The organism is Flavobacterium sp. (assembly GCF_044377315.1).
Classification (GTDB): Bacteria; Bacteroidota; Bacteroidia; order Flavobacteriales; family Flavobacteriaceae; genus Flavobacterium.
In genome coordinates this window covers 1-26,217 of sequence record NZ_JBILJG010000029.1, presented here as the reverse complement: position 1 = coordinate 26,217, position 26,217 = coordinate 1, and the positions used below count along the sequence as shown (strand labels likewise).

19 protein-coding genes are annotated in these 26,217 nt (G+C 32.4%); 12 read left to right on the top strand and 7 right to left on the bottom strand.

Annotated features, from left to right (window positions below):
- Position 1 precedes the first annotated feature (1 nt).
- Positions 2 to 1,309, top strand: coding sequence for an ABC1 kinase family protein (locus ACIQ66_RS09565; protein WP_396212579.1), 1,308 nt, complete (start codon positions 2 to 4; stop codon positions 1,307 to 1,309).
- A 46-nt stretch (positions 1,310 to 1,355) separates the two neighbouring features.
- On the opposite strand, the gene ACIQ66_RS09560 is transcribed toward ACIQ66_RS09565, so the two are convergent.
- Positions 1,356 to 4,538, bottom strand: a complete 3,183-nt coding sequence (locus ACIQ66_RS09560) for a beta strand repeat-containing protein (RefSeq protein WP_396212578.1) — start codon at positions 4,536 to 4,538, stop codon at positions 1,356 to 1,358.
- Between the two features lie 147 nt (positions 4,539 to 4,685).
- Between ACIQ66_RS09560 and ACIQ66_RS09555 the strand changes: the two genes are divergently transcribed.
- Together ACIQ66_RS09555 and ACIQ66_RS09550 are read left to right on the top strand one after the other, a co-directional pair.
- Positions 4,686 to 5,630, top strand: coding sequence for an ABC transporter ATP-binding protein (locus ACIQ66_RS09555; RefSeq protein WP_396212577.1), 945 nt, complete (start codon positions 4,686 to 4,688; stop codon positions 5,628 to 5,630).
- 21 nt (positions 5,631 to 5,651) lie between these two features.
- Positions 5,652 to 6,659 (top strand): 3-oxoacyl-ACP synthase III family protein, encoded by a 1,008-nt coding sequence (locus ACIQ66_RS09550; protein ID WP_396212576.1) that lies wholly within the window; start codon positions 5,652 to 5,654, stop codon positions 6,657 to 6,659.
- Between the two features lie 51 nt (positions 6,660 to 6,710).
- Here ACIQ66_RS09550 and ACIQ66_RS09545 read toward each other — a convergent pair whose 3' ends face one another.
- Entirely contained in the window at positions 6,711 to 7,331 is a 621-nt protein-coding gene (locus ACIQ66_RS09545; RefSeq protein WP_396212575.1) for a hypothetical protein, read from the bottom strand.
- Positions 7,332 to 7,337: 6 nt separating this feature from the next.
- Positions 7,338 to 7,832 (bottom strand): RNA polymerase sigma factor, encoded by a 495-nt coding sequence (locus tag ACIQ66_RS09540; RefSeq protein ID WP_396212574.1) that lies wholly within the window; start codon positions 7,830 to 7,832, stop codon positions 7,338 to 7,340.
- Between the two features lie 190 nt (positions 7,833 to 8,022).
- On the opposite strand from ACIQ66_RS09540, the gene ACIQ66_RS09535 reads away from it, so the two are divergent.
- The 6 genes from ACIQ66_RS09535 to secDF all read left to right on the top strand — a co-directional run bounded on the left by ACIQ66_RS09535 (position 8,023) and on the right by secDF (position 17,795).
- Positions 8,023 to 8,511, top strand: a complete 489-nt coding sequence (locus ACIQ66_RS09535; protein ID WP_396212573.1) for a hypothetical protein — start codon at positions 8,023 to 8,025, stop codon at positions 8,509 to 8,511.
- A gap of 184 nt (positions 8,512 to 8,695) precedes the next feature.
- Positions 8,696 to 10,306 (top strand): asparagine synthase B, encoded by a 1,611-nt coding sequence (asnB, locus tag ACIQ66_RS09530; protein WP_396212572.1) that lies wholly within the window; start codon positions 8,696 to 8,698, stop codon positions 10,304 to 10,306.
- Between the two features lie 306 nt (positions 10,307 to 10,612).
- Complete coding sequence (gyrB, locus tag ACIQ66_RS09525; protein WP_396212571.1) at positions 10,613 to 12,553, top strand: DNA topoisomerase (ATP-hydrolyzing) subunit B; 1,941 nt, start codon at positions 10,613 to 10,615, stop codon at positions 12,551 to 12,553.
- A gap of 47 nt (positions 12,554 to 12,600) precedes the next feature.
- On the top strand, positions 12,601 to 13,626 hold the full coding sequence (locus tag ACIQ66_RS09520) for a DUF6588 family protein (RefSeq protein WP_396212570.1): 1,026 nt from the start codon (positions 12,601 to 12,603) through the stop codon (positions 13,624 to 13,626).
- Between the two features lie 39 nt (positions 13,627 to 13,665).
- Positions 13,666 to 14,601, top strand: a complete 936-nt coding sequence (locus ACIQ66_RS09515; protein WP_396212569.1) for a malate dehydrogenase — start codon at positions 13,666 to 13,668, stop codon at positions 14,599 to 14,601.
- A gap of 212 nt (positions 14,602 to 14,813) precedes the next feature.
- Positions 14,814 to 17,795 (top strand): protein translocase subunit SecDF, encoded by a 2,982-nt coding sequence (gene secDF, locus ACIQ66_RS09510; protein ID WP_396212568.1) that lies wholly within the window; start codon positions 14,814 to 14,816, stop codon positions 17,793 to 17,795.
- Positions 17,796 to 18,121: 326 nt separating this feature from the next.
- Here the strand turns inward: secDF and ACIQ66_RS09505 are convergent, their stop codons facing one another.
- From ACIQ66_RS09505 to ACIQ66_RS09495, 3 genes are all read right to left on the bottom strand, one after another.
- Complete coding sequence (locus tag ACIQ66_RS09505; protein WP_396212567.1) at positions 18,122 to 19,012, bottom strand: tetratricopeptide repeat protein; 891 nt, start codon at positions 19,010 to 19,012, stop codon at positions 18,122 to 18,124.
- Between the two features lie 371 nt (positions 19,013 to 19,383).
- On the bottom strand, positions 19,384 to 20,253 hold the full coding sequence (locus tag ACIQ66_RS09500; RefSeq protein ID WP_396212566.1) for a hypothetical protein: 870 nt from the start codon (positions 20,251 to 20,253) through the stop codon (positions 19,384 to 19,386).
- A gap of 784 nt (positions 20,254 to 21,037) precedes the next feature.
- On the bottom strand, positions 21,038 to 21,439 hold the full coding sequence (locus ACIQ66_RS09495) for a DUF4160 domain-containing protein (protein WP_396212565.1): 402 nt from the start codon (positions 21,437 to 21,439) through the stop codon (positions 21,038 to 21,040).
- A 430-nt stretch (positions 21,440 to 21,869) separates the two neighbouring features.
- Here ACIQ66_RS09495 and ACIQ66_RS09490 point away from each other — a divergent pair, with 430 nt between their 5' ends.
- Positions 21,870 to 23,357 carry an aminotransferase class V-fold PLP-dependent enzyme gene (locus tag ACIQ66_RS09490; protein ID WP_396212564.1) on the top strand — a complete coding sequence of 496 codons (1,488 nt, stop codon included), beginning with the start codon at positions 21,870 to 21,872 and terminating at the stop codon, positions 23,355 to 23,357.
- 117 nt (positions 23,358 to 23,474) lie between these two features.
- Here the strand turns inward: ACIQ66_RS09490 and ACIQ66_RS09485 are convergent, their stop codons facing one another.
- Positions 23,475 to 24,356 carry a lysophospholipid acyltransferase family protein gene (locus tag ACIQ66_RS09485; protein ID WP_396212563.1) on the bottom strand — a complete coding sequence of 294 codons (882 nt, stop codon included), beginning with the start codon at positions 24,354 to 24,356 and terminating at the stop codon, positions 23,475 to 23,477.
- Between the two features lie 109 nt (positions 24,357 to 24,465).
- Here ACIQ66_RS09485 and ACIQ66_RS09480 point away from each other — a divergent pair, with 109 nt between their 5' ends.
- Together ACIQ66_RS09480 and ACIQ66_RS09475 are read left to right on the top strand one after the other, a co-directional pair.
- Positions 24,466 to 25,107: a rhomboid family intramembrane serine protease gene (locus ACIQ66_RS09480; protein ID WP_396212562.1), complete on the top strand. Its 642-nt coding sequence runs from the start codon at positions 24,466 to 24,468 to the stop codon at positions 25,105 to 25,107.
- Between the two features lie 230 nt (positions 25,108 to 25,337).
- Entirely contained in the window at positions 25,338 to 26,030 is a 693-nt protein-coding gene (locus ACIQ66_RS09475; protein ID WP_396212561.1) for an SIMPL domain-containing protein, read from the top strand.
- Positions 26,031 to 26,217 lie beyond the last annotated feature (187 nt).

Sequence of the window (26,217 nt, the reverse complement as noted above, 5' to 3'; positions counted from 1 at the left end):
AATGAAAACATTAGATAAAATTCCAACCGGGAAAATAGAACGTGCCAGTCAATTAGTAAAAACGGGTTTCAAAGTAGGCGGTAACTATGTTGCTTATTATGGTGAGAAAATGGTAAATCCATCTTTAACCAAAGATAAACTAAATGAAAATAACGCAGAAGACATTTATGATGGACTCAAAAACATGAAAGGTAGCGCATTAAAAGTTGCTCAAATGTTGAGTATGGACAAAAGCATCATGCCACAACAATATGTGGATAAGTTTTCGCTGTCTCAATTTTCTGTACCACCATTATCGGCACCTTTGGTTAGAAAAACCTTCAAAAAATATTTAGGATATTTTCCCGAAGAAATTTTTGAAACTTTCACGCCTGATGCAATAAATGCTGCTAGTATTGGTCAAGTTCACAAGGCTACTAAAGAAGGTAAAACATTGGCTGTAAAAATTCAATATCCCGGTGTTGCCGATAGCATTAGTTCTGATTTAGCATTGGTAAAACCTTTTGCAACTAGAATGTTTAATCTGAAAGGAAAAGATTCAGAAAAATATTTTATTGAAGTAGAAAATAAATTACTAGAAGAAACTGATTATGTTTTAGAATTAAAACAAAGCCTTGAAGTTTCAGATAAATGCAAAATGATTGAAAACTTAAGATTTCCAAGTTATTATCCAGCTTTGTCATCTGAAAAGATTTTAACAATGGAATGGATTGATGGAGAACATCTTTCTGAATTTGCTGCACATAACTCTGATAGAGTGAAAGGCGATAAAATAGGGCAAGCACTTTGGGATTTTTATATGTATCAAATGCATTATTTAAAACAAGTACATGCCGATCCGCATCCAGGTAATTTTTTGATTGATAAAGATTCAAACTTGGTTGCGATAGATTTTGGCTGTATCAAGCAAGTTCCTGAGGAGTTTTATATTCCATATTTTGAATTAGCTGATCCAAAAGTAATTGACAATCCAAAAGTTTTTAATGAAAAATTATATGAATTGGAAATATTACGTCAAGATGATTCAAAAGAAGAAATAGTTTATTTTACTAAATTGTTTCATGATTTGTTAAGTTTATTTACCAAACCATTTCATGGTGATTTTTTTGATTTTTCTGATGAAGATTTCTTTGGAGCTATTGCAACAATGGGCGAAGAATTTGCAAAAGACACACAACTACGAAAAATGAATGGTAACAGAGGTTCGAAGCATTTTCTTTACATCAATAGGACTTTCTTTGGTTTATATAATTTATTGCATGAGTTGAAAGCAAGGGTTGATACGAAGAGTTTTGAGAAGTATTTATAAAAAAAGCGGTGAAAATTTTCATCGCTTTTTTGTTAATTTATTTTATCTATTTTTTTTTGTTTTTTTTTGGAATTATTACCTCATCTGAAAATGTTCTTTGTTTTAAATTATTTGTTTCCATTGTTTTAGATTGATATTTAAGATTAGAATCATAAATAGGCATTCTTAAATTCTCTTTTCCTTTCCATATTGCATATATACTGAATTGAACAACTCCATTGCTTTGACCACCCATATCTTCTAGTTCAAATGTTTTATCTTTTTGATTTCTTGTTACTTTTATTGTTCCAAGAGTATTTTCTGCTCCTTGAACAAATACTTTAAAAGGTTTTAAGTCAGATATAGTTTCAACAAAAATAGGATCTAAAGTTACCGTTGCTTTCCCATTTATTAATTGCACTTCACCCATATCAAAGAACCAGTTTTCAGTTGCCTCTGGAGCAAACATTATTCTTTCTCCTTGAGAAGTAGGCATTGTTGTTGCAACTGAACCACCTCCTGTACCTAGAATTTTATAATTAACACCAGCAATTCTTGCTCCAACATGAACATTATCAATGGTAGTTCCTACACTTGTATATTGTCCTAAAAATGCTGCACGGTCTGTTGCATTATTAGCTGCTCCAGTAATAGCTGCAAAGCTTGTTACACCATATCTGTTTGCTGAAAAGGCACCACCAGCCCCAAATGTATTTAAAAGTGTGTTTCCAACACTGTTTCCAGATGCAGCGATTCCAACTCCAGACGCATTTGTAGTGCCAAAAGAAACTGTACCGAAAGAGGTACCGGTAAATGATCCACCACTTCCAGAAGTTGAAACTATACCTAATAATGTGTTTCCTGCTCCAATAACTCCAGTTCCATTTGTTGTTCCAGTTCCTCTGCCCCAAACACCACCGGTATTTCCCGTTCCACTACTAGATATTCCTAAAACACCAAAACCTCCTGCTCCATTAGTTGAGCCCCTTACACCTATACCACTTACTACATTTGCTTGCCCATAAACCGCTCCATTAGTACCACTTGAAAATCCTGCCACACCATAACCAGTTGATCTATTATTTCCTTGCACCGCAAACCCTGATCCGTCATTAATTCCTAATACACCTATACCACTAGTAGTGCTATCTCCTTCAACACCAATACCAGTTGATGTATTACTACCATAAACTCCAGTTCCAGTCCCAGTATTTTGCCCAAAAATACCTGAACCTGTTAAAGTTGAATATCCACTGACTGCATATGCTAATGCACCAGTTGCAAAAACAGTTACTTTATCATCAGCAAAAGGTGTTCCTGTACCAACTAAAATTTCACCAGTAGGATAAATTCTCATTCTCTCAGTATTTGAAGTGCTAAAAATTAATGGATTCGCATCAGTAGTTCCTAAAAAATTAGATGCCATCCCAGAATTTCCGGTTGTTAACCATGCTGCACTATTTAAAGCAGCTGCAGGTGTTTGCCAAGTAACAATACCAGTTGCATTACTCTGCATGATTTGTCCAGTAGTTGATGCTCTTGAAGTTGGTAGTATATACGTATTTGCAACAGTAGTACCAATTCCAACATTCCCCAAAAAGTAACCTGCAAAATTAGTTGCACCAGCTTTTAAAACTTCTGAATAAACACCAAAATGAGTGCCACCTGCTGCAGTATTTATTCTATTATAACTTCCATATTTATTGGTTGTTCCAGTTCCATTAAGTAAGTTAAATGTTCCATAATGACCACTACCACTAACAGTATTTCCATTTCCAGCTAATAAATTGTAATTTCCATAGTGATTACCTGTTCCTGAAACATCAATTGATGTATTTGTTCCTTTAATAGTGCCATTAGAAGTTCCAGCTAAATTAGAATTATAACTACTAACACTTGATGTTAATGTACTATTGTTTGTTAGAAGATTATTATTTCCAGTAATATCTGATTCACCTGTTATAACAGTATTATTACCAGTTAAAGAAATATTACCTGTAGAACCAGTAATTTGATTTGCCCAACCAGTAACAGCACCAGTTCCACTATTAGACACATTATTGTAGGTGCCAAAAATGGCATCTGTAGTATTACCACTAACAATATTGTTAAATCCTGCTCTTAAAGAAGAAGTGTTTGTATTTGGTAGATATTCATTATAAATACCATTTAAATCAGGACCTCCAGAGTTGACATGTAGTTTTGAGATTGGGTCATTTTCTCCAATTCCAATAAGTCCATTAAATGTAGAAGTCATGTTTTTTCCATAAATAACATTTCCAATAGATAGTTGGTTACTGTTTGCTAGAACAGGAACTTCTGAGAAAGAACCAATTGTTATATTGTTTGAACCTGTACTTGCTACACCAGCCGAATTTCCTATCGAAACGTTGTTTATTCCAACTGTATTTGCTAAACCAGCTTTCCAACCTACACCAACATTATAGTCTCCTGTACTGTTACTATATAATGATTCTCTGCCAAATGCTGAGTTATAGGCACCAGTTGTATTTGATTCCATTGAAACCATCCCAACAGCAGTATTGTTTGATGCCTGCGTACCTGTTGTGCCATTAGTTGATGTTAATGCGTTTCTACCAATTGCAACGTTACTATTTCCTAGTTGATTACTGAATAATGATCCAACACCAATAGCAACATTTTGTTGACCAGTTGTATTAGATGACATTGCTGCATCTCCAACTGCTACATTTCGATTTCCACTTGTATTTCCTGCCATTACATTAGTTCCAATTGCAGTATTTCTAAAACCACCTGCTGGATTTAATAGTGAGTTTGCTCCAAATGAGGTATTCCTTCTATTTAATGTTGTGAGTGGAGCTGCTATCGGATTTCCTATAAATCCTGATCGAATATTGTTTCGTCTAAAAACAATATCATTATCGTCAGTCGTACCAAAAAAGTTTGTTGCAGATGTTGTTCCAGTATTTCCCAATAAAGTCCAATCGGTTGATGCTCCTGCGGTTAAACCAACCCAAATTGTACCATTGTAGTAATAAAAACCAGGCGTATTATCTGTTTGATAAATCAATAAACTTGTTGCTGGTGATATTATAAGATTTCGTTGCGCTTGTGTCATCCTTGGAATTAAAACCCCTTTATCATTAAGCGGAGAGGATACATCAAGTTCAGATGAAGGATCAGGTAGTGTTGTTCCAATTCCTACTTGAGCAATTGACAACTGAGAAAAAAATACTAGTATAGTTACTAGTAAGAAGTTGGTTCTCATAATTGGAAAGATTATCGATTATTCAGCAAAATTAGGATATTTATTAATAAAAACCAGTTGAACAACTTTTTTTTTAATAGTCAAATACAAAATAGTTTTTTCAGAATAGCTTTTGTATCTTTGAGAGCCTCTTATTTAGGTTTTAATATGCTTCAAGTTAACAATATTGTCTTTTCTTATAATAAAACTATTGCTATTAACAATGTGAGTTTTTCACTTTCAAAAGCGAGTTTTATTTGTATTATTGGAGAAAGTGGTTGTGGAAAAAGCACGTTACTCAAACTAATTTATGGTTTGCATGATTTAGAGGAAGGCCAAATTTTTTGGGATAAAATAGAAGTTTTTGGACCTAAAATCAACCTGATTCCGGGAATGGATTTTATGAAATATTTAGCGCAGGATTTTGATTTAATGCCCTACATAACGGTTGCTGAAAACGTTGGAAAGTATCTTTCTAATATTTATCCTGAAATCAAAAAAGCCAGAATTAATGAACTTTTGGAAGTTGTAGAAATGACTCAATATGCATCAGTTAAAGCAAAAAATCTTAGCGGTGGACAAATGCAAAGAGTCGCAATTGCTAGAGTTTTGGCATTAGAACCTGAAGTTTTATTACTAGATGAACCATTCAGTCATATTGACAATTTTAGAAAAAATAGTTTACGAAGAAAGTTGTTTTCTTACTTGAAAGAAAAAGAAATTACAACACTAATTGCAACTCATGATAGCACCGATGTCTTGTCTTTTGCAGATGAAGTTTTGGTAATGAAAAGGGGAGAAATTATAGAAAAAGGTACTCCAAATTCTATTTACAACAATCCAAATTCTAAATATACAGCATCACTTTTTGGAGATGTAAACGAAATCACTATTAACGACAAAAACAAATTTGTTTATCCAAATCAGTTGAGAGTGGTTCAAAAATCAAATTTGAAAGTAAAAATTCAAAATTCATATTATAGAGGAAGTCATTATCTAATTGAATCAAAATCAGAAAATTCCACAATTTTTTTTAACTCAAATCACAAAATTGAACCAAACACAATAATTTTTTTAGAAGTAATTGATGATATACTAAATCAAAATCACTAATTTTATTTAAAATATAAATTTATGTACAACTCAAAAATAGCTGGACTAGGATTTTATGTGCCAGAAAATATAGTTACCAACGACGATTTGTCAAAAATAATGGATACCAACGATGAGTGGATTCAGGAACGAACTGGAATTCGAGAACGACGTCATATTATAAAAGGGCAAGACACTACAACCTCTATGGGTGTTAAGGCTGCCAAAATTGCCATTGAACGTTCAGGTTTGACTAGCAATGATATTGATTTTATAGTTTTTGCAACTATTTCTCCCGATTATTATTTTCCGGGTCCAGGTGTAGCTTTACAACAACAACTCGGAATGCGAACTGTTGGAGCGCTCGATATTAGAAACCAATGTTCAGGATTTGTATATGCGCTTTCAATTGCAGACCAATATATAAAAACTGGAATGTATAAAAACATCCTTATTGTTGGTTCAGAAGTACAATCATTAGGACTTGATATGACTGATAGAGGCCGAGGTGTTTCAGTAATTTTTGGAGATGGAGCAGGAGCAGCAGTTTTGACAAGAGAAAAAGATTTAACTAAAGGTGTTCTTTCAACTCATTTGCATTCTGAAGGTGAGCATGCCAAAGAATTAGCTGTTTTAGCACCAGGAATGGGCGGACGCTGGGTAACCGATATTCTTGCAGAAAACAATCCTGACGATGAAAGTTATTTTCCATACATGAATGGGCAATTTGTTTTTAAAAATGCAGTTGTTCGTTTTAGCGAAGTAATTAACGAGGGTTTACAAGCCAATAATTTACAAGTTTCAGATATAGATATGTTGATTCCGCATCAAGCCAATTTGAGAATTTCGCAGTTTATCCAAAAGAAATTTGGATTAACAGATGATCAAGTTTTCAACAATATTCAACAATACGGAAATACAACAGCAGCTTCTATTCCAATAGCTTTGACTGATGCTTGGGAACAAGGTAAAATAAAATCGGGCGATACAGTTGTTCTAGCAGCATTTGGTAGTGGTTTTACTTGGGCTAGTGCGATTATAAAATGGTAATTATAAAATGGTCTAAACTTTTGGATGTGGCCTAATTTCAGTAAGCCTTTTTTATAAATCTATTTTTTTAAGTTCGTTGTAATTGTTAAATAATTTTTTTAATAATCTACCATATAATAATATGTAAAACAACCAAAATAGGAATACCAAAATACCAACTACCAATATACATGTCAAATAAAAGATGAATCTAAAAGATGAATCTAAAGCAATATCTTTTGTTTCTTCAGTTATTGATAGAGCCACATACGAACCCAAAAAAGCAGAAATTGCAATCATTATCAAGTTATACCAAATATAATATTGAACGGTTTTTCGTGTCGAAATAATGTCATCCATCAATTTTTTTGTAGAATCTGTCGATGAAATTGTCTTGTAATTTTTAAAAAACTTATAAACAAAAAACAATATAACAGCATAATTTACAATTGTCAATACTTCAATGTATATTGTATAGCCTTTAGCATCAATTTTATTAAAAAAATCACTCTCAAGCGACAATACATTCAGTAAAATCCCAATTGATAATTCAATTAGACTTATAATCAAAATCCATTTTACAACCGATGATGACTTTTGGTGAATCATCTTGTATATGTCTTTTTCCGACAATTGCTCAAAAGAATTTTCACTCTTTTTCCAATCTTTTTTTAGTAAATCCAACTCTTCCATTTTTCTCTACGGATTTAATATTTTTTTTAATTTCCCTTTTATTCTATTCATTTTCACTCGTGCATTTACTTCAGAAATCCCCAAAGTTGTAGCTATTTCGGTATAATCTTTATCTTCTAAATACATGAAAACCAATGCTTTTTCAATATCATTTAGCTTATAAACCGCTTTGTACATCAATTTTAATTGTTCTTCTTCTTCAGTATTGTATTCTTCCTGACTAATAAAAAAATTTAACTTTTCTGAAGAAGTTGTCTGAATACTTCGAGTGCTTTTTCTATATAAAGTAATAGCCGTATTTAAGGCAACTCGATAAGCCCAAGTAGAAAATTTGGCTTCACCTCTAAACTTTGGAAACGCTTTCCATAACTGAATAGTAATTTCCTGAAATAAATCTTTATGCGAGTCAGCATCAGATGTATATAACTTACAAATCTTGTGAATTATATTCTGATTATCACGCAGTTGCTGTATAAAAGATTTTTCTAAATTGGCGCTCATGTCATCATTAGTAACCAAAAGTTAATTTATGTTACAAATTACATAAAAAATTGTGGTAATTTGCATAAAAATATATTAATACTATTTTTTTGGGCGTTCCCTTCGGTCGGGCTTTCCGCTATATCTTTTTCTTTTTAAAGAAAAAAGATGCCGCTGCAAACGCAGTTCACTGAACACCTTTAAAAAATATTTGCTAAGTGAAGTAATCCCTAACGCATCTGTAAACATTATGATTTCAAAACAACCAATACATAACCAATATGCAACAATGGTTCAAGACAAAATCGATATTTTCAAAGATATGATTGCTGCCTTAACCGAAGATTCTAAAAACGATGCCAAAGGTTCAGCTGGCGACAAACACGAAACGGCTTTATCAATGATGCATCTTGAACAAGAAAAACTCAACCACAAAATTCAAGAATATATCAGCCAAAAAGCCATTCTTGACAAAATTGACGTAACTCAAACCCACACTAAAGCAGCTCTAGGAAGTTTGGTAGTTACCAATAATCTAACAGTTTATATAGCAACTGCTTTGCCCAAAATAACTTTCAACAACCAATCTATTTTCGGAATCTCACCTCAATCACCACTCGGAATTCAGTTACTCGGAAATAGTTCAGGCCATTCTTTTCAAGTTAATGGAACAAATTATACTATTTTGGAGGTTTTTTAATTCAATTTCGACACCTTTTTTTACAAATCTCAATCAAAAAGCAATTTTTCTCACTTTTAAATTTACATATTTGCTGTAAAAATATTTTTTTAGTTTAAATTTTAAATCAAATAATGTTTTTTAGTTTTAATTATTGATGTAATACTTCAATTTTGCTTCATCAAATAAATAAAACGAAAAGATCATGTGCGGTATTTTAGCAATCATTGGAAAAGGAAAAGACGAAAAAATAGTAAAACAACTTTCAAAAAGGATGTCACATCGAGGTCCAGATGAAAGTGATACGCATATATCCAGAAACGGACATATTTTAAGTCACGAACGTTTATCTATTATCGATTTACATACAGGCAGACAACCTATACAAGGTTCATCAACAGCTTGGATGATTCACAACGGTGAAATTTACAACCATCAAGAACTTCGTCAAGGAATTCTAAAAGACCATACTTTCCGTACCAAATCAGATTCTGAAGTTATTGTTCATTTGTATGAAAAATTTGGATATGATTTTGTAGATAGGTTAGATGGCGATTTCGCTTTTGTTGTAATCGATGGCGATGATTATATTGCTGGTCGAGATCCGCTTGGTGTTAAACCTTTATATTATGGTGTGGACGAAAGAGGCAGAATGTATTTTGCTTCCGAAATGAAACCTATTACCGATCAATGCAAAACCTTTGCAACATTTCCTCCCGGACATTATTATACTCCTTCAACAGGTTTTGTTAAATATTATAAACCAGAATACGAAGATTTTACAAAAGCTAATAAAGAACTCGATTTGTCTTTAATTAGAGAAAAACTAACAGAAGCAACTCGCAAACGTTTAATGACCGATGTCCCAATTGGTGTTTTATTGTCTGGCGGATTAGATTCGTCATTAATATCTTCTATAGCTGCTAGATTATTAAAAGAAAAAGAGTTGCACTCATTCTCTATAGGATTAGATGCCGATTCACCAGATGCAAAAGCAGCAAGAAAAGTGGCCGATTTTTTAGGAACAAAACACCACGAAGTTCATTTTACAATAGAACAAGGGATTGCTATTTTAGATAAATTAATTTGGCATCTAGAAACATATGATGTTACTTCTATTAGAGCAAGTACGCCAATGTATTTCTTATCAAAAGCGATTACAGATTTGGGTGTAAAAGTAGTGCTTTCTGGCGAAGGAGCAGACGAAATTTTCGGAGGTTATCTTTACTTCCGTAATGCTCCATCTACTATCGATTTCCAAAAAGAAACTATTGAGAGAGTTCAAAAATTGTTCACAGCCGATTTACTTCGTGCTGACAAGTCAACTATGGCTAATGGTTTAGAAGTTCGAGTTCCATTTTTAGACAAAGCATTTTTAGATACTGCAATGCTTATCAATGGTGAAGAAAAACAGCCAAAAACGCATGATGATATAGAAAAATATATTTTAAGAAAAGCATTCGATACTCCAGAAAATCCCTATTTGCCAACTGAAGTTTTATGGCGTCAAAAAGAACAATTTTCTGACGGAGTTGGGTATAGTTGGGTTGATACACTAATAGATTTCTGCTCTTCACAAGTTACTGATGAGCAAATGGATTTGGCAACAGAATTGTTTCCTTACAACACCCCGTCAACTAAAGAAGCTTATTATTATAGAACCATTTTTCATAAATTTTACCCACAAGTAAGCGCAGCTCAAACAGTTCGCAAGTGGATTCCAAAATGGCAAGAAAACCAAGACCCTAGTGGTAGAGCAAATGCTGCACACGTTCAAGCGGATACAGAAATTGCAAAAGCCACAGTTAGTATTTAATTTTTTTAGTTTGTTTTATAGATTGTTTGTGATGAAAGACGCTCGCTTCGGTGGGCGTTTTTTTTAGTAGTATATGACTATTTTCTGAGTATCTTCTTGAATTTCAATTCAAATTTAATTTCACAAAGCATGTTTGAAATAATGTTTTTTGCTTACTTTTTTTGAAAATAAAACACAAAATAGTTTTCAAATATAAATGTTAATAACTTATATCTTTAAAACGTCTAATATCGCTTTAAAATCATTCTCTATTTTATATATTTGCGTGTTATACAAAAAAATATATTTTTTATAGAATAAATTAATATGAGCGACGAAATTAAGAAGAATAATTATTCAGCAGATAGCATTCAGGCATTAGAAGGAATGGAGCACGTAAGAATGCGACCTTCCATGTATATTGGAGATGTAGGTGTAAGAGGTTTGCACCATTTAGTATATGAAGTTGTCGATAACTCTATCGATGAGGCAATGGGTGGACATTGTGATACAATTGGCGTGGCAATAAATGAAGACGGTTCTGTAACTGTCGAAGACAACGGTCGTGGTATTCCAGTTGACATGCACAAAAAAGAAGGTGTATCTGCACTTGAGGTTGTAATGACCAAAATTGGTGCTGGAGGAAAATTTGATAAAGATTCCTATAAAGTTTCTGGAGGACTTCACGGTGTTGGGGTTTCTGTAGTAAACGCACTTTCTAAACAGATGAAATCGACCGTTTTTAGAGACGGAAAAATCTATGAGCAAGAATACGAAAGAGGCAAATCTTTATATCCTGTAAAACAAGTTGGCGAAACTACCAAGCGTGGTACAATGCAAACGTTTTATCCAGATGATATTATTTTTACTCAAACAACCGAATTTTCTTTTGAAACCCTATCGGCTCGTATGCGTGAATTGTCTTTCCTTAACAAAGGAATTACTATCACATTTACAGACAAACGTCAAGTAGATGAAAAAGGTGAATTTTTACAAGAAGTTTTTCATTCAGATGAAGGTCTTAAAGAATACATCCGCTACTTAGATGGAAACCGTGAGCCTATCATTTCGCATGTAATTAGCATGGATAATGAAAAAGGTGAAATTCCAGTTGAGGTTGCTCTTATTTACAATACAAGTTATAGCGAAAATATTTTTTCTTATGTAAATAATATTAATACTCACGAAGGTGGAACGCACTTACAAGGTTTTAGAACTGGATTAACTCGTTCGCTAAAGAAATATGCAGATGCTTCTGGAATGTTGGACAAATTAAAGTTCGAGATTACTGGAGATGACTTCCGTGAAGGTTTAACAGCTATTATTTCTGTAAAAGTTGCCGAACCACAATTTGAAGGTCAAACTAAAACTAAACTTGGAAACAGAGAAGTTGTTTCTCCGGTAAGTCAAGCTGTTTCTGAAATGATTGAAAATTATTTGGAAGAAAACCCAAATGATGCACGTATAATTGTTCAAAAAGTAATTTTGGCCGCTCAAGCTCGTCATGCTGCTAAAAAAGCACGTGAAATGGTACAGCGTAAAACCGTTATGGGCGGTGGCGGACTACCAGGAAAATTATCAGATTGCTCCGAACAAGATCCAGCTAAATGCGAAGTTTACCTTGTAGAGGGAGATTCGGCTGGTGGTACAGCTAAACAAGGTCGTGACAGAAACTTTCAAGCCATCATGCCATTACGTGGAAAGATTTTGAATGTTGAAAAAGCAATGCACCACAAAGTTTTTGAAAACGAAGAAATCCGTAATATTTTCACTGCATTAGGTGTAACAATAGGAACTGCCGAAGATAGTAAAGCATTAAATTTAGAAAAATTACGCTACCATAAAGTGATCATCATGTGTGATGCCGATGTTGATGGTAGTCACATTGCTACCTTAATCCTAACATTCTTCTTCCGATTCATGAGAGAATTAATAGAAGGCGGACACGTATATATTGCAGCGCCACCTCTATATTTAGTTAAAAAAGGTACTAAAAAAGAATATGCTTGGAATGATGTTCAGCGTGATCAAGCAAACGAAAGAATGGGCGGAAGTGCTGCTATTCAACGTTACAAAGGTCTTGGAGAGATGAACGCAGAGCAATTATGGGAAACTACAATGGATCCTAGTTTTAGAACACTTCGACAAGTTACTATTGATAGTTTATCAGAAGCTGATAGAGTTTTCTCAATGCTTATGGGTGACGAAGTACCGCCACGTAGAGAATTTATTGAGAAGAACGCAGTATATGCAAATATCGATGCTTAACACTTAAATATCCAATTGACTTTATAGTCAATTGGATTTTTTTATTCATGAAGAACAAAATTTTTGGTTTCCTCTTTTTTATTTTTAATCTAAGCTACTCACAAACCTTTGATCCAGCTGTTTTTGATCATTTAGATGAGTTTTTTATCGATGCTGTATATTATGCCGATAGATTTATTACTCCTGCAACAGATGCGGCTGTTTATCAATCTTCTGGTGGTTGGGTTTATTCTGCCAAAAAAAGAAAGCGATGGGAAGCAAGTTTTGGTGTTCATGCCAATGTATTTTTTGTTCCAAATAAAGATAGGGAATTTATACTAAAAAATTCTGACTTCACTTTTCTACAAATTCAAGGTGCAGAATCTGCATCAATTCCAACAGCACTGGGAGGAAGTACACAAGTTTATATAATTGACAAATATGGAATAATAAACCCTAATTATCCAATTGAAACTCCAAGAGGAATTAATGAAGAAAAAATTTTCTATTCTCATCTTTCAGGCTCAATATGTATAGGTTATGGAACGGAACTTATTGGAAAATTTGCCCCTAAGACTAAAATAAAAAAAGGGGAATATCAAGTTTATGGTTTTGGAGTAAAACACAGTTTGAGCCAGTATATTAAATCACTTGAAAAAAACAAAATAAATTTAGCCGTTACTCTAACTAATTCTGTCGAAAATATTAGCTTTGATTTTCTCGATATTCAAACCAATTTGGGAACGCTTGGAATTAATAGAATCAATGGAAATGTTAATACGTGGCAATTTCAAACCAATATTTCAAAAGAATATAAGAATTTTGAGTTTATGCTTGGTTCAATAGTTAATGTAAGTAATTTTAAATATAATTTTTCTGGAGATAAAGGAACAGCCGAAGGAATTATAAAAATTGAAGGTTTAGGACCGCAAGATTATTTTAACGAAAGACTAAAAGCTATTTATAAAACTAAAATTAACAGTATCTTTGAAGCATCGGTAACTTACAGTTGGAATCGATTTAATTTTCAATCAGCAATTACCTATAATAAATTTGTAAACACTAACTTTGCAGTACATTACAAAATAAATTAGTAGTATAAAATTCTAACATAAATATAAAAATAAAAAAAAATGAAAGTTACAATTGTTGGCGCAGGAAACGTAGGAGCTTCATGTGCAGATGTTATTTCCTATAGAGGAATTGCTAGTGAAGTAGTATTATTAGACATTAAAGAAGGTTTTGCCGAAGGTAAGGCAATGGACTTAATGCAATGCGCTACAAACACCGGTTTTAACACCCAAATTTCAGGCGTTACTAACGATTATTCAAAAACAGCCAATAGTGATGTTGTTGTAATTACTTCTGGAATTCCAAGAAAACCAGGTATGACACGTGAAGAATTAATTGGAATCAATGCAGGAATTGTAAAAACAGTTGCAGATAACATCTTAAAATTTTCTCCAAACACAATTATAGTTGTAGTGTCAAATCCTATGGATACAATGACTTACTTAACTTTAAAGGCTACAGGACTTCCTAAAAATAGAATCATCGGAATGGGTGGCGCTTTAGATAGTTCACGTTTTAAATATTATTTATCTAAAGCATTAGATAAGCCTGCTAATGATGTTTCTGCTATGGTTATTGGTGGTCATGGAGATACAACTATGATTCCTCTAACAAGATTAGCCTCATACAATGGTATTCCCGTTTCTGAATTTTTATCTCAAGAAGCATTAGAAAAAGTTGCCGCTGATACAATGGTTGGTGGCGCAACACTTACAGGATTATTAGGCACTTCTGCTTGGTATGCACCAGGAGCATCGGTTGCTTATTTAGTTGATAGTATTTTGAACGATCAAAAGAAAATGATTGCATGTTCTGTTTTCTTAGAAGGTGAATATGGACAATCTGATATTTGTATTGGAGTTCCTTGTATTATTGGTAAAAATGGTATTGAACAAATACTTGATATCCAACTTAACGATAATGAAAAAGAAAAATTTGCGAAAAGCGCTGATGCTGTTCGTAACATGAACGCTGATTTAAAATCGGTTTTAGCATAAATTTTTTTAATTTTAAAAAGAAGACTGCAACTAATGCAGTCTTTTTTTTAATATTAATCAATAAATAATTGGTTAATCTTTATCAGAATTATATATTTGCACGTTTTAAATAGCAGAGCCACTTGAGATTTATTTTTTAAGTCGGTTTTTGTTTTCTTAAAATCAAGCGTATAACAACCAAAATCAAACAGAATTAATTAATTTTTAGAATAATGCAGAATAGAGGACTAGTTAAATTTTTCGCAATTTTATTTGCATTGGTAAGTATTTACCAACTTTCTTTCACATTCGTATCTCAAAGTGTTGAGAGCGATGCAAAGGCTTTCGCCAAAGGAGATTCAGAAAAAGAAGTAAAATATTTAGATTCTATTGGAAAAGAAAAAGTTTTCAATATGGGTTTTACAAGTTTTACTTACAATGAAGTAAAAGATAAAAAAATCAACAAAGGTCTTGACCTTGAAGGTGGTATCAATGTTCAACTTCAAATATCTATCAAAGATATCGTTGCTGGTTTAGCTAACAATTCTAAAAACCCAGTTTTCAACAAAGCTTTAACTGAAGCAACAAAAAATAGACAAGGTAACGAGGATTATCTAGATGTTTTCTTTAGAGAATTTGAAACAGCTTCTGCTGGGACTATTAAATTAGCTTCACCTGAAGTCTTTTCTAACAAAATCATTGGTGACGAAGTTAACTTTAAAATGTCTGATGATGAAGTTAAAAAAGTGGTTAGACGTAAAGTTGATGAATCAGTTCAATCGGCTTTTGAAGTATTAAGAAAACGTATCGATAAATTTGGAGTAACGCAACCTAATATTCAAAAAATTGGTGAATCAGGAAGAATCTTAGTTGAACTTCCAGGCGCTAAAGACGTTGATCGTATCAAAAAATTATTGCAAAGTACCGCTCAATTAGAGTTTTGGGAAACCTACAAAATTGATGAGGTTGGTGGTTTCTTAATGCAAGCTAACGAGGCTTTAAAAGCTACCGAAAAAGCGGTTACTACTAAAGAAGTTGTTAAAACTAATGATTCACTTACAGCTTTATTGACTGATAAATCAAAAGATACGGCTAAAGCTACTGACACTAAAGATTTAGGACCATTAGTAAGCAAATTTTTTCAACCTGGTGGTGGACCAGTTTTAGCTTTAGTTGAACCTAAAGATACTGCTGCAATTAATGGTTACTTAAAAAGACCAAATATCAAAGCACTTTTACCAGCTGACTTACGTTTTGCAAAATTTGTTTGGGGTAAACCAACAATCACTATTGACGAAAAAACTAAAAAAGGTACTGAAACGGTTGAGTTTTATGCTTTAAAAGGAAATAAAAACAACCAAGCTGCTATGAGTGGTGGCGTTGTAACAGATGCATCTGACACTTTCGACCAATCAGGAAAACCAGCTGTTTCTATGCAAATGAGTGGTGCAGGAGCAAGAGCTTGGGAAGAATTAACCGGAAAAGCATATACGCAAAAAAGTAATATTGCAATTGTTCTTGATGATGTTGTTTATTCTGCTCCAGGTGTAACTTCTGGACCAATATCTGGTGGAAGATCTGAAATTTCTGGGGTTTTTGATGTTGCAGAAACTAAAGATTTAGCCAACGTATTGAGAGCAGGTAAATTGCCAGCTGCTGCTGAAATTGTTCAATCAGAAGTGGTTGGGCCATCTTTAGGTCAAGAAGCAATTGATAATGGTACTAATTCAGCTATAATTGGTTTATTAATTGTAGCACTTTGGATGATAGTTTACTACGGAAAAGCAGGTTGGTACGCTAATATTGCACTTTTAGTAAACTTATTATTCTTATTCGGAATTTTAGCTAGTATCGGTGCTGTACTTACTTTACCTGGTATTGCAGGTATCGTATTAACCATGGGAACCGCCGTTGATGCCAATATTATTATATACGAAAGAGCAAAAGAAGAATTACGACAAGGTAAATCTCAAGAGGAAGCCATTAACGCTTCTTTTGGTTGGAAAGGTGCAATGCGATCTATTGTAGATGCTAACGTAACTCACGTTCTTACAGGAGCTGTATTGTTGATTTTTGGAACAGGACCAATACAAGGTTTTGCAACAACTTTATTAATAGGTATTGCCACTTCATTATTTACTTCTATTTTTATTTCTAGAATATTATTAGACTGGAGTTTATCAAGAAACAATGTATTGACTTTCTCTACAGGTTTCTCTAAAAACTTCTTTACTAACTTCCATTTTGATTTCTTAGGTATTAAAAAATATACTTATGCTTTCTCACTTTTAGTTTGTGTGGTAAGTGTTATTTCTTTAATGACTAACGGACTTAATCAAGGTGTTGACTTTGTTGGTGGTAGAACGTTCCAAGTTCGTTTTGAAAAACCTGTTTCTGCCGAAATAGTTAGAGAAGAATTATTGAAAGTTTTTGATGGTAGTGCTGAAGCTAAAGTTTTTGGTAAAGACAATCAGTTAAAAATCACTACAAAATATAAAGTTAATGAGTCTGGTAGCGAAGCTGATCAAGCTGTTAATAAAGTTTTATTTGAAAAATTGAAAAAACATTTTGATGATAAAATGACCTATGAGAAATTTGTAAATAGCTATGATGGTAAAAAATATGGTATTTTGCAAGCATCTAAAGTGGGACCAACCGTAGCAGATGATATCAAAACAAACTCGTACTGGGCAGTTTTAGGTGCAATGCTTATTGTTGGTTTGTATTTAGTTATCAGTTTTAGAAAATGGCAATATAGTCTTGGTGCGATAGCGGCTGTGGCGCATGACGTTATCTTTGTATTAGGAATCTATTCATTGTTATGGAAATACATGCCATTTGGTATGGAAATCGATCAACATTTCATCGCGGCAATTCTTACGGTAATTGGTTACTCTATGAATGATACCGTAATCGTATTTGATAGAGTTCGTGAATACCTTGGTGGTAAAGCAAAAGGAAACTTTAATCAAATAGTTAACCAATCTATTAACTCTACGATGTCTAGAACAATCAATACATCTTTAACATTAATATTAGTATTGTTAATCATGTTTATTTTTGGTGGAGAATCAATTAGAGGATTTATATTTGCTATGTTAATAGGTATTGTGGTAGGAACTTACTCTTCATTATTTATAGCAACACCAGTATTGTGTGATACAATTTCTGATGCTGAACACAAAAGAATTGAAGAAGAGCACAACAAAGCTTAATTTTAAACTATAGTTTACAATAGAGTCCTAAAAAAGCGTAATCTTTTTTAGGACTTTTTTTATGTTTGATTAAAGTTATAGGTAGGATTAAAAAAGTAAACTATTAGAATAAAACCATCTTTGAAAAACTTTACTTGATGTACTCAAAGATAGTATAAACGTTTTGGGTATTCAGGCTGTGGAATAATTTGCTCACCGACAACAATAAGCTTACTAAATATTTAAAAACGAAAGTTGTATTGTAAGAAAAAAGATTTTCACAGAAGTTTTATTAATAAATCCCAAGCCTAGCCATTACTAGAAACCGCTGTTGGCTGCAGTACTTATTATTTTCGCAAGTTTTTAATGTTTTCATCTGAATTTGCTTTAGCATCTTCGTTTCCATATTTTTTCACAAGTTCATAATATTTAATTGCATTAATTTTGTCGTCTTTCATCTTGTACGCTTGCGCAATATTTCCCAAAACTACAAAATCTGTTGGATTAATTTTTTCTGCTTTTTGTAAATATTCCAATCCTTTGTCGAATTCTTTTCGGATTAAATGTACAATAGAAATGTTTGACAAACTTTCAATGTGGTTTGGATAATATTTTAAAATTGTTTCGGCAATATTTTTCATATTTTCCAATAAATCATCATTTCCAGTATTATAAAGTTGAGTTACGTAATTCTGAATTGAACCCAACATAAAATTTTCTGCATCTTCAAGTTTTTTGTCTTTTGTCCAGTTCCACTCATTTTTGATGACATTTGAATACTCGATTGTTTTGATAATTTCTTTTGTAAATTCTGTGTAATTTTCATTTTCTCCCAAAACATAAGTTTTTCCGAAACGCATATCGAGTCTTTTAGGGAATTTCAATATTCCTTTGTCAATATATTCAATTCCTTTTTTCGCATACTTTTCATTGTACGATTTATTTGATTGAATATATCCAGCAACATTTCCGAGCGAATCTTTTAGTTGATAACCTTCTTTTCCGTTTGAGTTTTTATCTATCGAGATTAAGTCGGTTTTACTTTTTGCAAAATAATAATTGAAATAAGAAGTATAAAGTTCAGGATCATTTGAATTTTTAGATTCCCATTCTTTTAAAATTTTCAATTGTTGAATTGTATCTTTTTCTTCGGTAGACTTTTTAAATTTTTCGTGAAAATTTTGTGCAAAGCCAAAATTTGCAATTAAAGTCAAAATTAAAATTATTCGTAATTTCATATTTTCTTATTTACTATTTTTTTCGGGAATATTGCTGGTAACCTCAGACTGTGAAAAAACATCACAATCTTTGAAACAAATATACTAAAATACTTGCAAGAAAGTTATAGTTTTTTTATCTATAACCATGCAACCTATATAAGGAATAGCTCGCAACCAACTACAAGTAAGTAGTCTAGAAGACACTCTCCGCTACTCAAAATCTCCATACTTTGAATATGAATAATTTATAATCTTACATTTTGTTTTGCTCAAAGTCAGGAGACTTTGCGTAGCTGGTTAGTAATAGCGAAAGTGTTATTGTCTTTTTTATATTTTTTAGTTGTTTTTTATCATAGAATACGCAGCGGGGTTGCGGTTGTTGTATTCTTTTATACTGTTTTTGTTTCATCATTATTTTCTATACCATTTAAACCTACAACTCGATCCAAATTTCTCTCAATAATATTAGTAGCTTGTTCTAATTTTTTTTCTGATTTTTTTTCTAAAATATCTGCAAGTTTATGTAACCCAGGAATTTTTTCTAGTTTTGAAATAGTTTTTTCTAATTTATTTGAATTTTCTAATAGTTCCATTATTGGATGATCAGTAGTGTTATAATCTGAAATTAATTTACCAGGATTTTCTGAATACATCTGTAAGAAATCTTGAAGTAGTTTAACTTTTAATTCTTTTGAAATATTATCTTCTTCAAGATTTTGAATTTGTTTTGATAAACCTTCATACGTTTTACTCAAAACTTCTTTATGAGTATATTCTTCAATTAGTCTTTTTGATAAATTCATTTTTTTATTAGATGAAATTGATAACCATAAAACGGGAATATACAAAGGTAAAATGGCAATTACAATTTTTGGAATTCTATTTACAACTACATCTAAAGAATCATCACTCAACAATGTAAAGACACTAATAATAAATGGAATTAAAGAAACCGCAATCATACCTCCGATACCATAACTAAATTGCGTTTTGTGCTTATCATATGAAACATCTTCAGTCTTTTTCTTTTCTGAAAATGCATGTGACAGACCAGCAGTAACAGCATTTGGCAATAATCCTTCAATTTTTTTATTAAGTTTTGAATATTTATCTTCCCAATTTTCTATCTGTTTGATAATTTTGTCACTATTGACCTTTAATAGATTATTTACATTTTTGTTTGTATTATATTCTAGTTTTTCAAAATTTGATTTGAAAGTTGTTGTCCGTTCTTCTAATCCATTTAAAGATTCCTCCAAATCTTGCTTTAATCCATTTACTTCTACAATTTCATTAGTTGTTTCATCTTCTTCCTTATAGCCTAGAATTTCATTATATAGAGTTTCTAATTCAACCTTTCGACTTGTAATGGACTTAATTAACTGCGATGACTTACTTTCATTTTCTTTGATTTTATTTATTGATGTTTCAAGCTCAATTATTTCACTATCTAAATCAGGATGATTGGTAATTGTTTCCTCAAATTGATTTATTTGATGAATTATATTATTAATTCTTTCTTTTAAAGTAGAAATAATTTCTGTTAATTCATCGTTTTCATTGTTAAATCCTTCAAATGAATCACCAATTTCGACTTTTATAGACTCTATTTCGTTTTTAATTGTAACTATGTGTTTCTGTAATTCTATAGAGTTGTTATAAATAACTTTAACTTCATCAAGTGTTTCTCCAGCTCTATTTTTGAATTCTGATGCTTTTTTTGAAGATTGTTGAGCGATTTTTTCGTATTCGGGACTTCTTTTCGTTGACTCAATTAAATCAGCTTTTAATTGCGAAATTGCAGATGTATTTTGAGAATATGTTGCTATTAATTTTTGTTACGATTTGTCAAGTTCTTTGATCTTGGCAATTAATTCTTTATTGTTGTCAAAAAATCCCATTTGAATTTCAGTGTTATGTTTTACAATTTTAGCTACTCTTACCAGCTGGCTATTATATAGCTATCATTAATTATGTTTTGATATTTTCGTGTTCTTCTTGCTTAATTTCTTTTAAGTCAGGTTTAGTTTTGGCATTTTACAGTTATGCAATTGCTTGGTCGCTTGTCATTTTGTTTAAAGTGGTTAAATCAACTACTTCTCCTTGCTGCATGTTGTTCCAAACTATTAAAAGGTTTTCTTTGTTTTTCTCAATCCAGTTTAACACATCTTTCTCATACTTTTTTTCAATTGAGCCTGCTAAAATTGCTTGGTTGTCTATTGCAATACTTGCAATGTGATTGTCTGAGCCAATGTTTATATGAACGTGCGGAAGGTTGTGATGCTCCTGGTACATTTTAACCTTTACGTTTACAAATTTCTTGATAAGGTGCTCAAGTAATAAACTTTTACCAGATTTGTATTGGTCTGAAAGTAACTCAATCAGTTCAATTGAACTTTTTAATTCTTCTGTCTCTTTTTGTAAAATTTTTAGTAGTTCGTCCATTGTTATTTTTTTTTAGTACTGTCGGTGGTTAAAAACTGACTTTAAGTATGAAAATTTTATAATGTTACATTTTGTTTTGTATGCTCAAAGTCAGGAGACTTTGCGCAGCGGATACATTCGTATTTTTTTGTTTTAGTTGTTTTTTTAGTTCAGTGGGCGTATTGCCACTAACTGATTTACATCTCTAACTCGTTACTATTTTCAAACCTACAAAACCCACACCACTCTCATAAAAAAATCCTACAAACTCCCCAAAAACTCGATAAATAACATAAAAGTTCTTAGTATAGGCGTTTTCATTTTTTTATATTACTCAATTTTGGTAAGCCGTTTTTTTTAAGTTTTGTTTTTCAAAAAAACCAAAGTTTTCAAAACCAACTATTTTCAAAAAATAAAAATTCCTATCTTTGAGCATAATTTTAGAGGCAACATGACACTAACCGAAACCACCACCGAATTAGAACTGTATTTTAAAAAGTTTAGAAAAAACATTATTGGTATAGACCAACAATTTGATTCGCCTTTTGGAAAACAAAAAATAATCTATACCGATTGGACTGCAAGCGGTAGGTTGTATCGCCCAATTGAAGAAAAACTAATGAACGAGTTTGGTGCTTTTGTTGCCAACACGCATACCGAAACCACCGTTTCTGGTACCGCAATGACAATGGCGTATCACCAAGCCAAACACATTATAAAACACCATGTAAACGCCAACAATAACGATATTCTAATAAATACAGGAACCGGAATGACGGGTGTTGTAAACAAGTTTCAACGTATTTTGGGGTTAAAACTTCCCGAAAATATGCGTGAACATATCAACTTACCTAAAGAGTTAAAACCAATCGTTTTTATTTCGCACATGGAACATCATTCTAATCAAACCTCATGGTTAGAGACCATTGCCGATGTAGTAGTAATTCCTGCTAACGAAAATGGTTTGTTTTGTTTAGAAGAATTTAAAAAAGTGTTGGATAAATACAAAGACAGAAGTTTCAAAATTGCCTCTATAACTTCTTGCTCCAACGTTACCGGTATAAGAACACCGTATCATGAAGTGGCCAAAATTATGCATCAAAATAAGGGTGTTTGTTTTGTAGATTTTGCGTGTTCTGGACCTTATGTCAACATCAATATGCATCCAGAAGATAAAGAAAGTTACTTAGATGCAATTTTCTTTTCACCACATAAGTTTTTGGGCGGACCAGGCACTTCGGGTGTTTTGGTTTTTAATAAAAATTTGTACAAAAACAACGTTCCCGATTGTCCCGGTGGCGGAACTGTAAGTTGGACAAATCCTTGGGGCGAACACAAATACATCGACAATATTGAAGATAGAGAAGATGGTGGAACGCCAGGATTCTTGCAAGTAATCAAAACCGCTTTAGCTATTCAGCTCAAAGAAGAAATGGGTGTAAACAATATTCTAGCTCGCGAACACGAAATAGTGGACTACGTTTTTGATCAACTAGGAAATGTTGATGGTTTGACTATTTTAGCCAATGAACATCAAGATAGGCTAGGAGTGATTTCGTTTTATATTGACAATTTGCACTACAATTTAGGCGTAAAAATGTTAAACGATAAATTCGGAATTCAAACGCGCGGTGGTTGCAGTTGCGCTGGAACTTATGGGCATTATTTGCTTCACGTTGACCAAGAAACTTCAAACGATTTGGTTTGTCAAATAGCTTCTGGAGATTTGATAAGAAAACCAGGATGGATTAGAATGTCAATTCATCCAACTACAACATCTAGCGAAATTAAGTTTGTATGCGATAGCATAAAATTGTTGGTAGAAAACCACAAAGAATGGGAAAAAGACTACCTTTACAATCCAGCCAATAACGAGTTTACACACAAAGATGCTACCAATTACGAGAAAGAATTAGTATCCAATTGGTTTAGAAAATAAATCGATTTTACACGAATTGCAAAAATTAACAAGAATCAAAATGTGAATAAATCACACCAAAATTCGTGAAATTTCAAGTAAAAATAATTTGTGCAAATTTGTGTAATTTGTGTCTTTCTACTGAAAATGTTCGCGTTTATGTTTCCAACGTTTATGCGTCCATAAGTACAAACTTGGGTTTTCGTATATTTGTTGTTCCACTTTTCGCATAAAATCCTCCGAAATTTTATAATTAGGAACCGAGTTTACATCGTCTGATAGTAATTCTAAAGTTGCTTCGTAATAACCTCTTTTTACTTTAGTTGTTTTTAGGAAAACTACATTCATATCAAATCGTTTTGCTAAAACTTCAGCACCAATATGTATTGGTGTTTCAATGCCTAAAAAAGAGTTCCAATGCAAATTATGTGAACCACGAGGCGTTTGATCACTGGCAAATCCATATAATCCTAAAATCCCATTTTTACTATTTTCTTCTATACACGTTTTGGTTTCTTTGGTCGTAATCAAATAGGCTTTAAATCTAGAACGAATATCACGAACCAATTTGTCAAAATACGAATTGGCTAATTTTTTATAAATTCCGTATCCTTTAAATGTGATATGATGATTTAATGACACGGCCCATTCATAACTAGCATAATGCGCACATAAAAGAGCAATGCTTTTTCCTTTTTTTTCAAATTCGAGATACGATTCTAAATTTATAATTTTATAACGTTTATCAATTTCTTTTCTCGAAATTGTCATTGTTTTTGCCATTTCAAGAAACATATCGCACAAATGAACGTAGGAGTCTTTTTCTATTTGCCATCTTTCAGCTTCAGTTTTGTCTGGAAAAGCTAATATTAAATTCTTACGAACTGTTTTTTTACGATAGCCAATTACATAGTAAACAATATAAAATACTATATCTGAAACGAAATAAAGCACACGAAAAGGCAACATCGAAATGCACCAAAGAATAGGATATATAAGAAGATAAACTAAAAATTGCATCAATTATTTTTTACAAATATAAGGCAAAAGTTAATTTGACTGCCTATTTTAACAAAAGCTAAAGAAACTATTTCTATTTTTACCAATCTTAATTACACCAATTTAATTTATGACAGCAGTACTTCTTTTTATTATAGCAGCCAACGTTATAGTGAGTTTTAAAGGATTTGATAATATTTATTTTTTCAGAAAATACGAATTCCACATTGGAAGTATTCGTGCTGGCGAACAACTTCGTATGCTAACTTCTGCCTTTCTTCACGCCGATATTGCGCATTTGGCTTTTAATATGCTGACTTTGTATTTTTTTGCGCCGACGGTTATCAGTTATTTAGGAAACGCCAATTTTCTTCTAGTCTATTTCGGAAGCCTACTTTTTGGAAGTTTACTAACGTTATTAATGCACAAAAATGATTATAGTTATCGCGCAATCGGAGCTTCTGGAGCAGTAACTGGTGTTTTGTATTCGGCAATTTTGTTTCAGCCAGATATGAGTTTGTACATGTTCTTTATTCCTATTCCCATTCCTGCCTACATTTTCGGAATAGGGTATTTGCTGTATTCTATTTACGGAATGAAAGCTAAGAACGATAACATTGGTCACACAGCGCATTTTGGAGGTGCAATCGGCGGTTATTTGATAACATTGATAAAAGAACCACACATGTTTACCGATAATACGCAAATGGTGCTTCTTTTGGCAATTCCGATTGTAATTCTATTTGTAATGACCAAACTCGGAAAATTATAGTTTTTTTTGGGGGCGTTTCCCGCCGCCGCGGGTCGGGCTTTCCGTTAAAATCTTTTTTATACTTAACGCAATATGTAATTCAAATTTGGCACACATTTTGAAATCACGAATACAAACTAAAATAAATTTAGTATGAAATCGCTACTAAAAAATCGTTTGTGCAAACAAACTCCAATTTAATATAAAAAGCGATTCCATGAGTTGACCTTTAACCAATAAATTTTATAAATATGAAAAAATCAATTCTAATTCTAATCACATTTTTTACAATCATCATGAACGCACAAGAGTGCAAACCACAAATTCCACAAGTAACAGTTTCTGGCGAAGGAAAAATAAGAGTAACTCCAGACCAAGCTTTAATAACTGTTTCAATAGAAACCAAAGGCACAAAAGCTGCTGATGTAAAAAAAGAAAATGACATTGCTGTCGAAAAAGTGTTGCAATTTGTAAAAAGAATGAAATTACCAAAAGAAGATGTGCTTACTCAACGAGTAAATTTATATCCCAATTACGATTATGAAAAAAAGAAACATAATTATTTAGCCAATCAAACAATCGTAATTCTATTAAAAGATTTATCCAAATATGATGAATTATCAGAAGGATTAATAGATAATGGTGTAAACAGAATTGACAATGTAGAATTCAAATCGTCTAAATTAGAACAACTTCAATCTGATGCCCGAAAAGCAGCCATGAAAGATGCTAAACAAAAAGCCGAAGATTACGTTTCTGTTCTAAATCAAAAAATTGGAAAAGCGCTTTTAATCAATGATAATTCTCAAGCTTACTATCCGCAACCAATGTACAAAGGCGCAATGTTGGCAATGGCAGATGGAGTAGGAGCACCAAGAGAAACATTAGCAATAGGCGAAATAGAAATTATTACCAATGTAACCGTAAGTTTTCTGTTGGATTAATTGTAAAACCTCTTGTAAATTTTAAAAGTAGTTTGCGTATTTACATAGACAATAAAAAATCCCCTAAAAAGAATCTCTTTTTAGGGGATTTTATTTTATAAATTTCGCTTTATCGTTTTAATGCGAAATGCGATTTAAAAATTTTATTAATTTGTTCTTCTTGATACTCTACAGTAAACCAGTAATC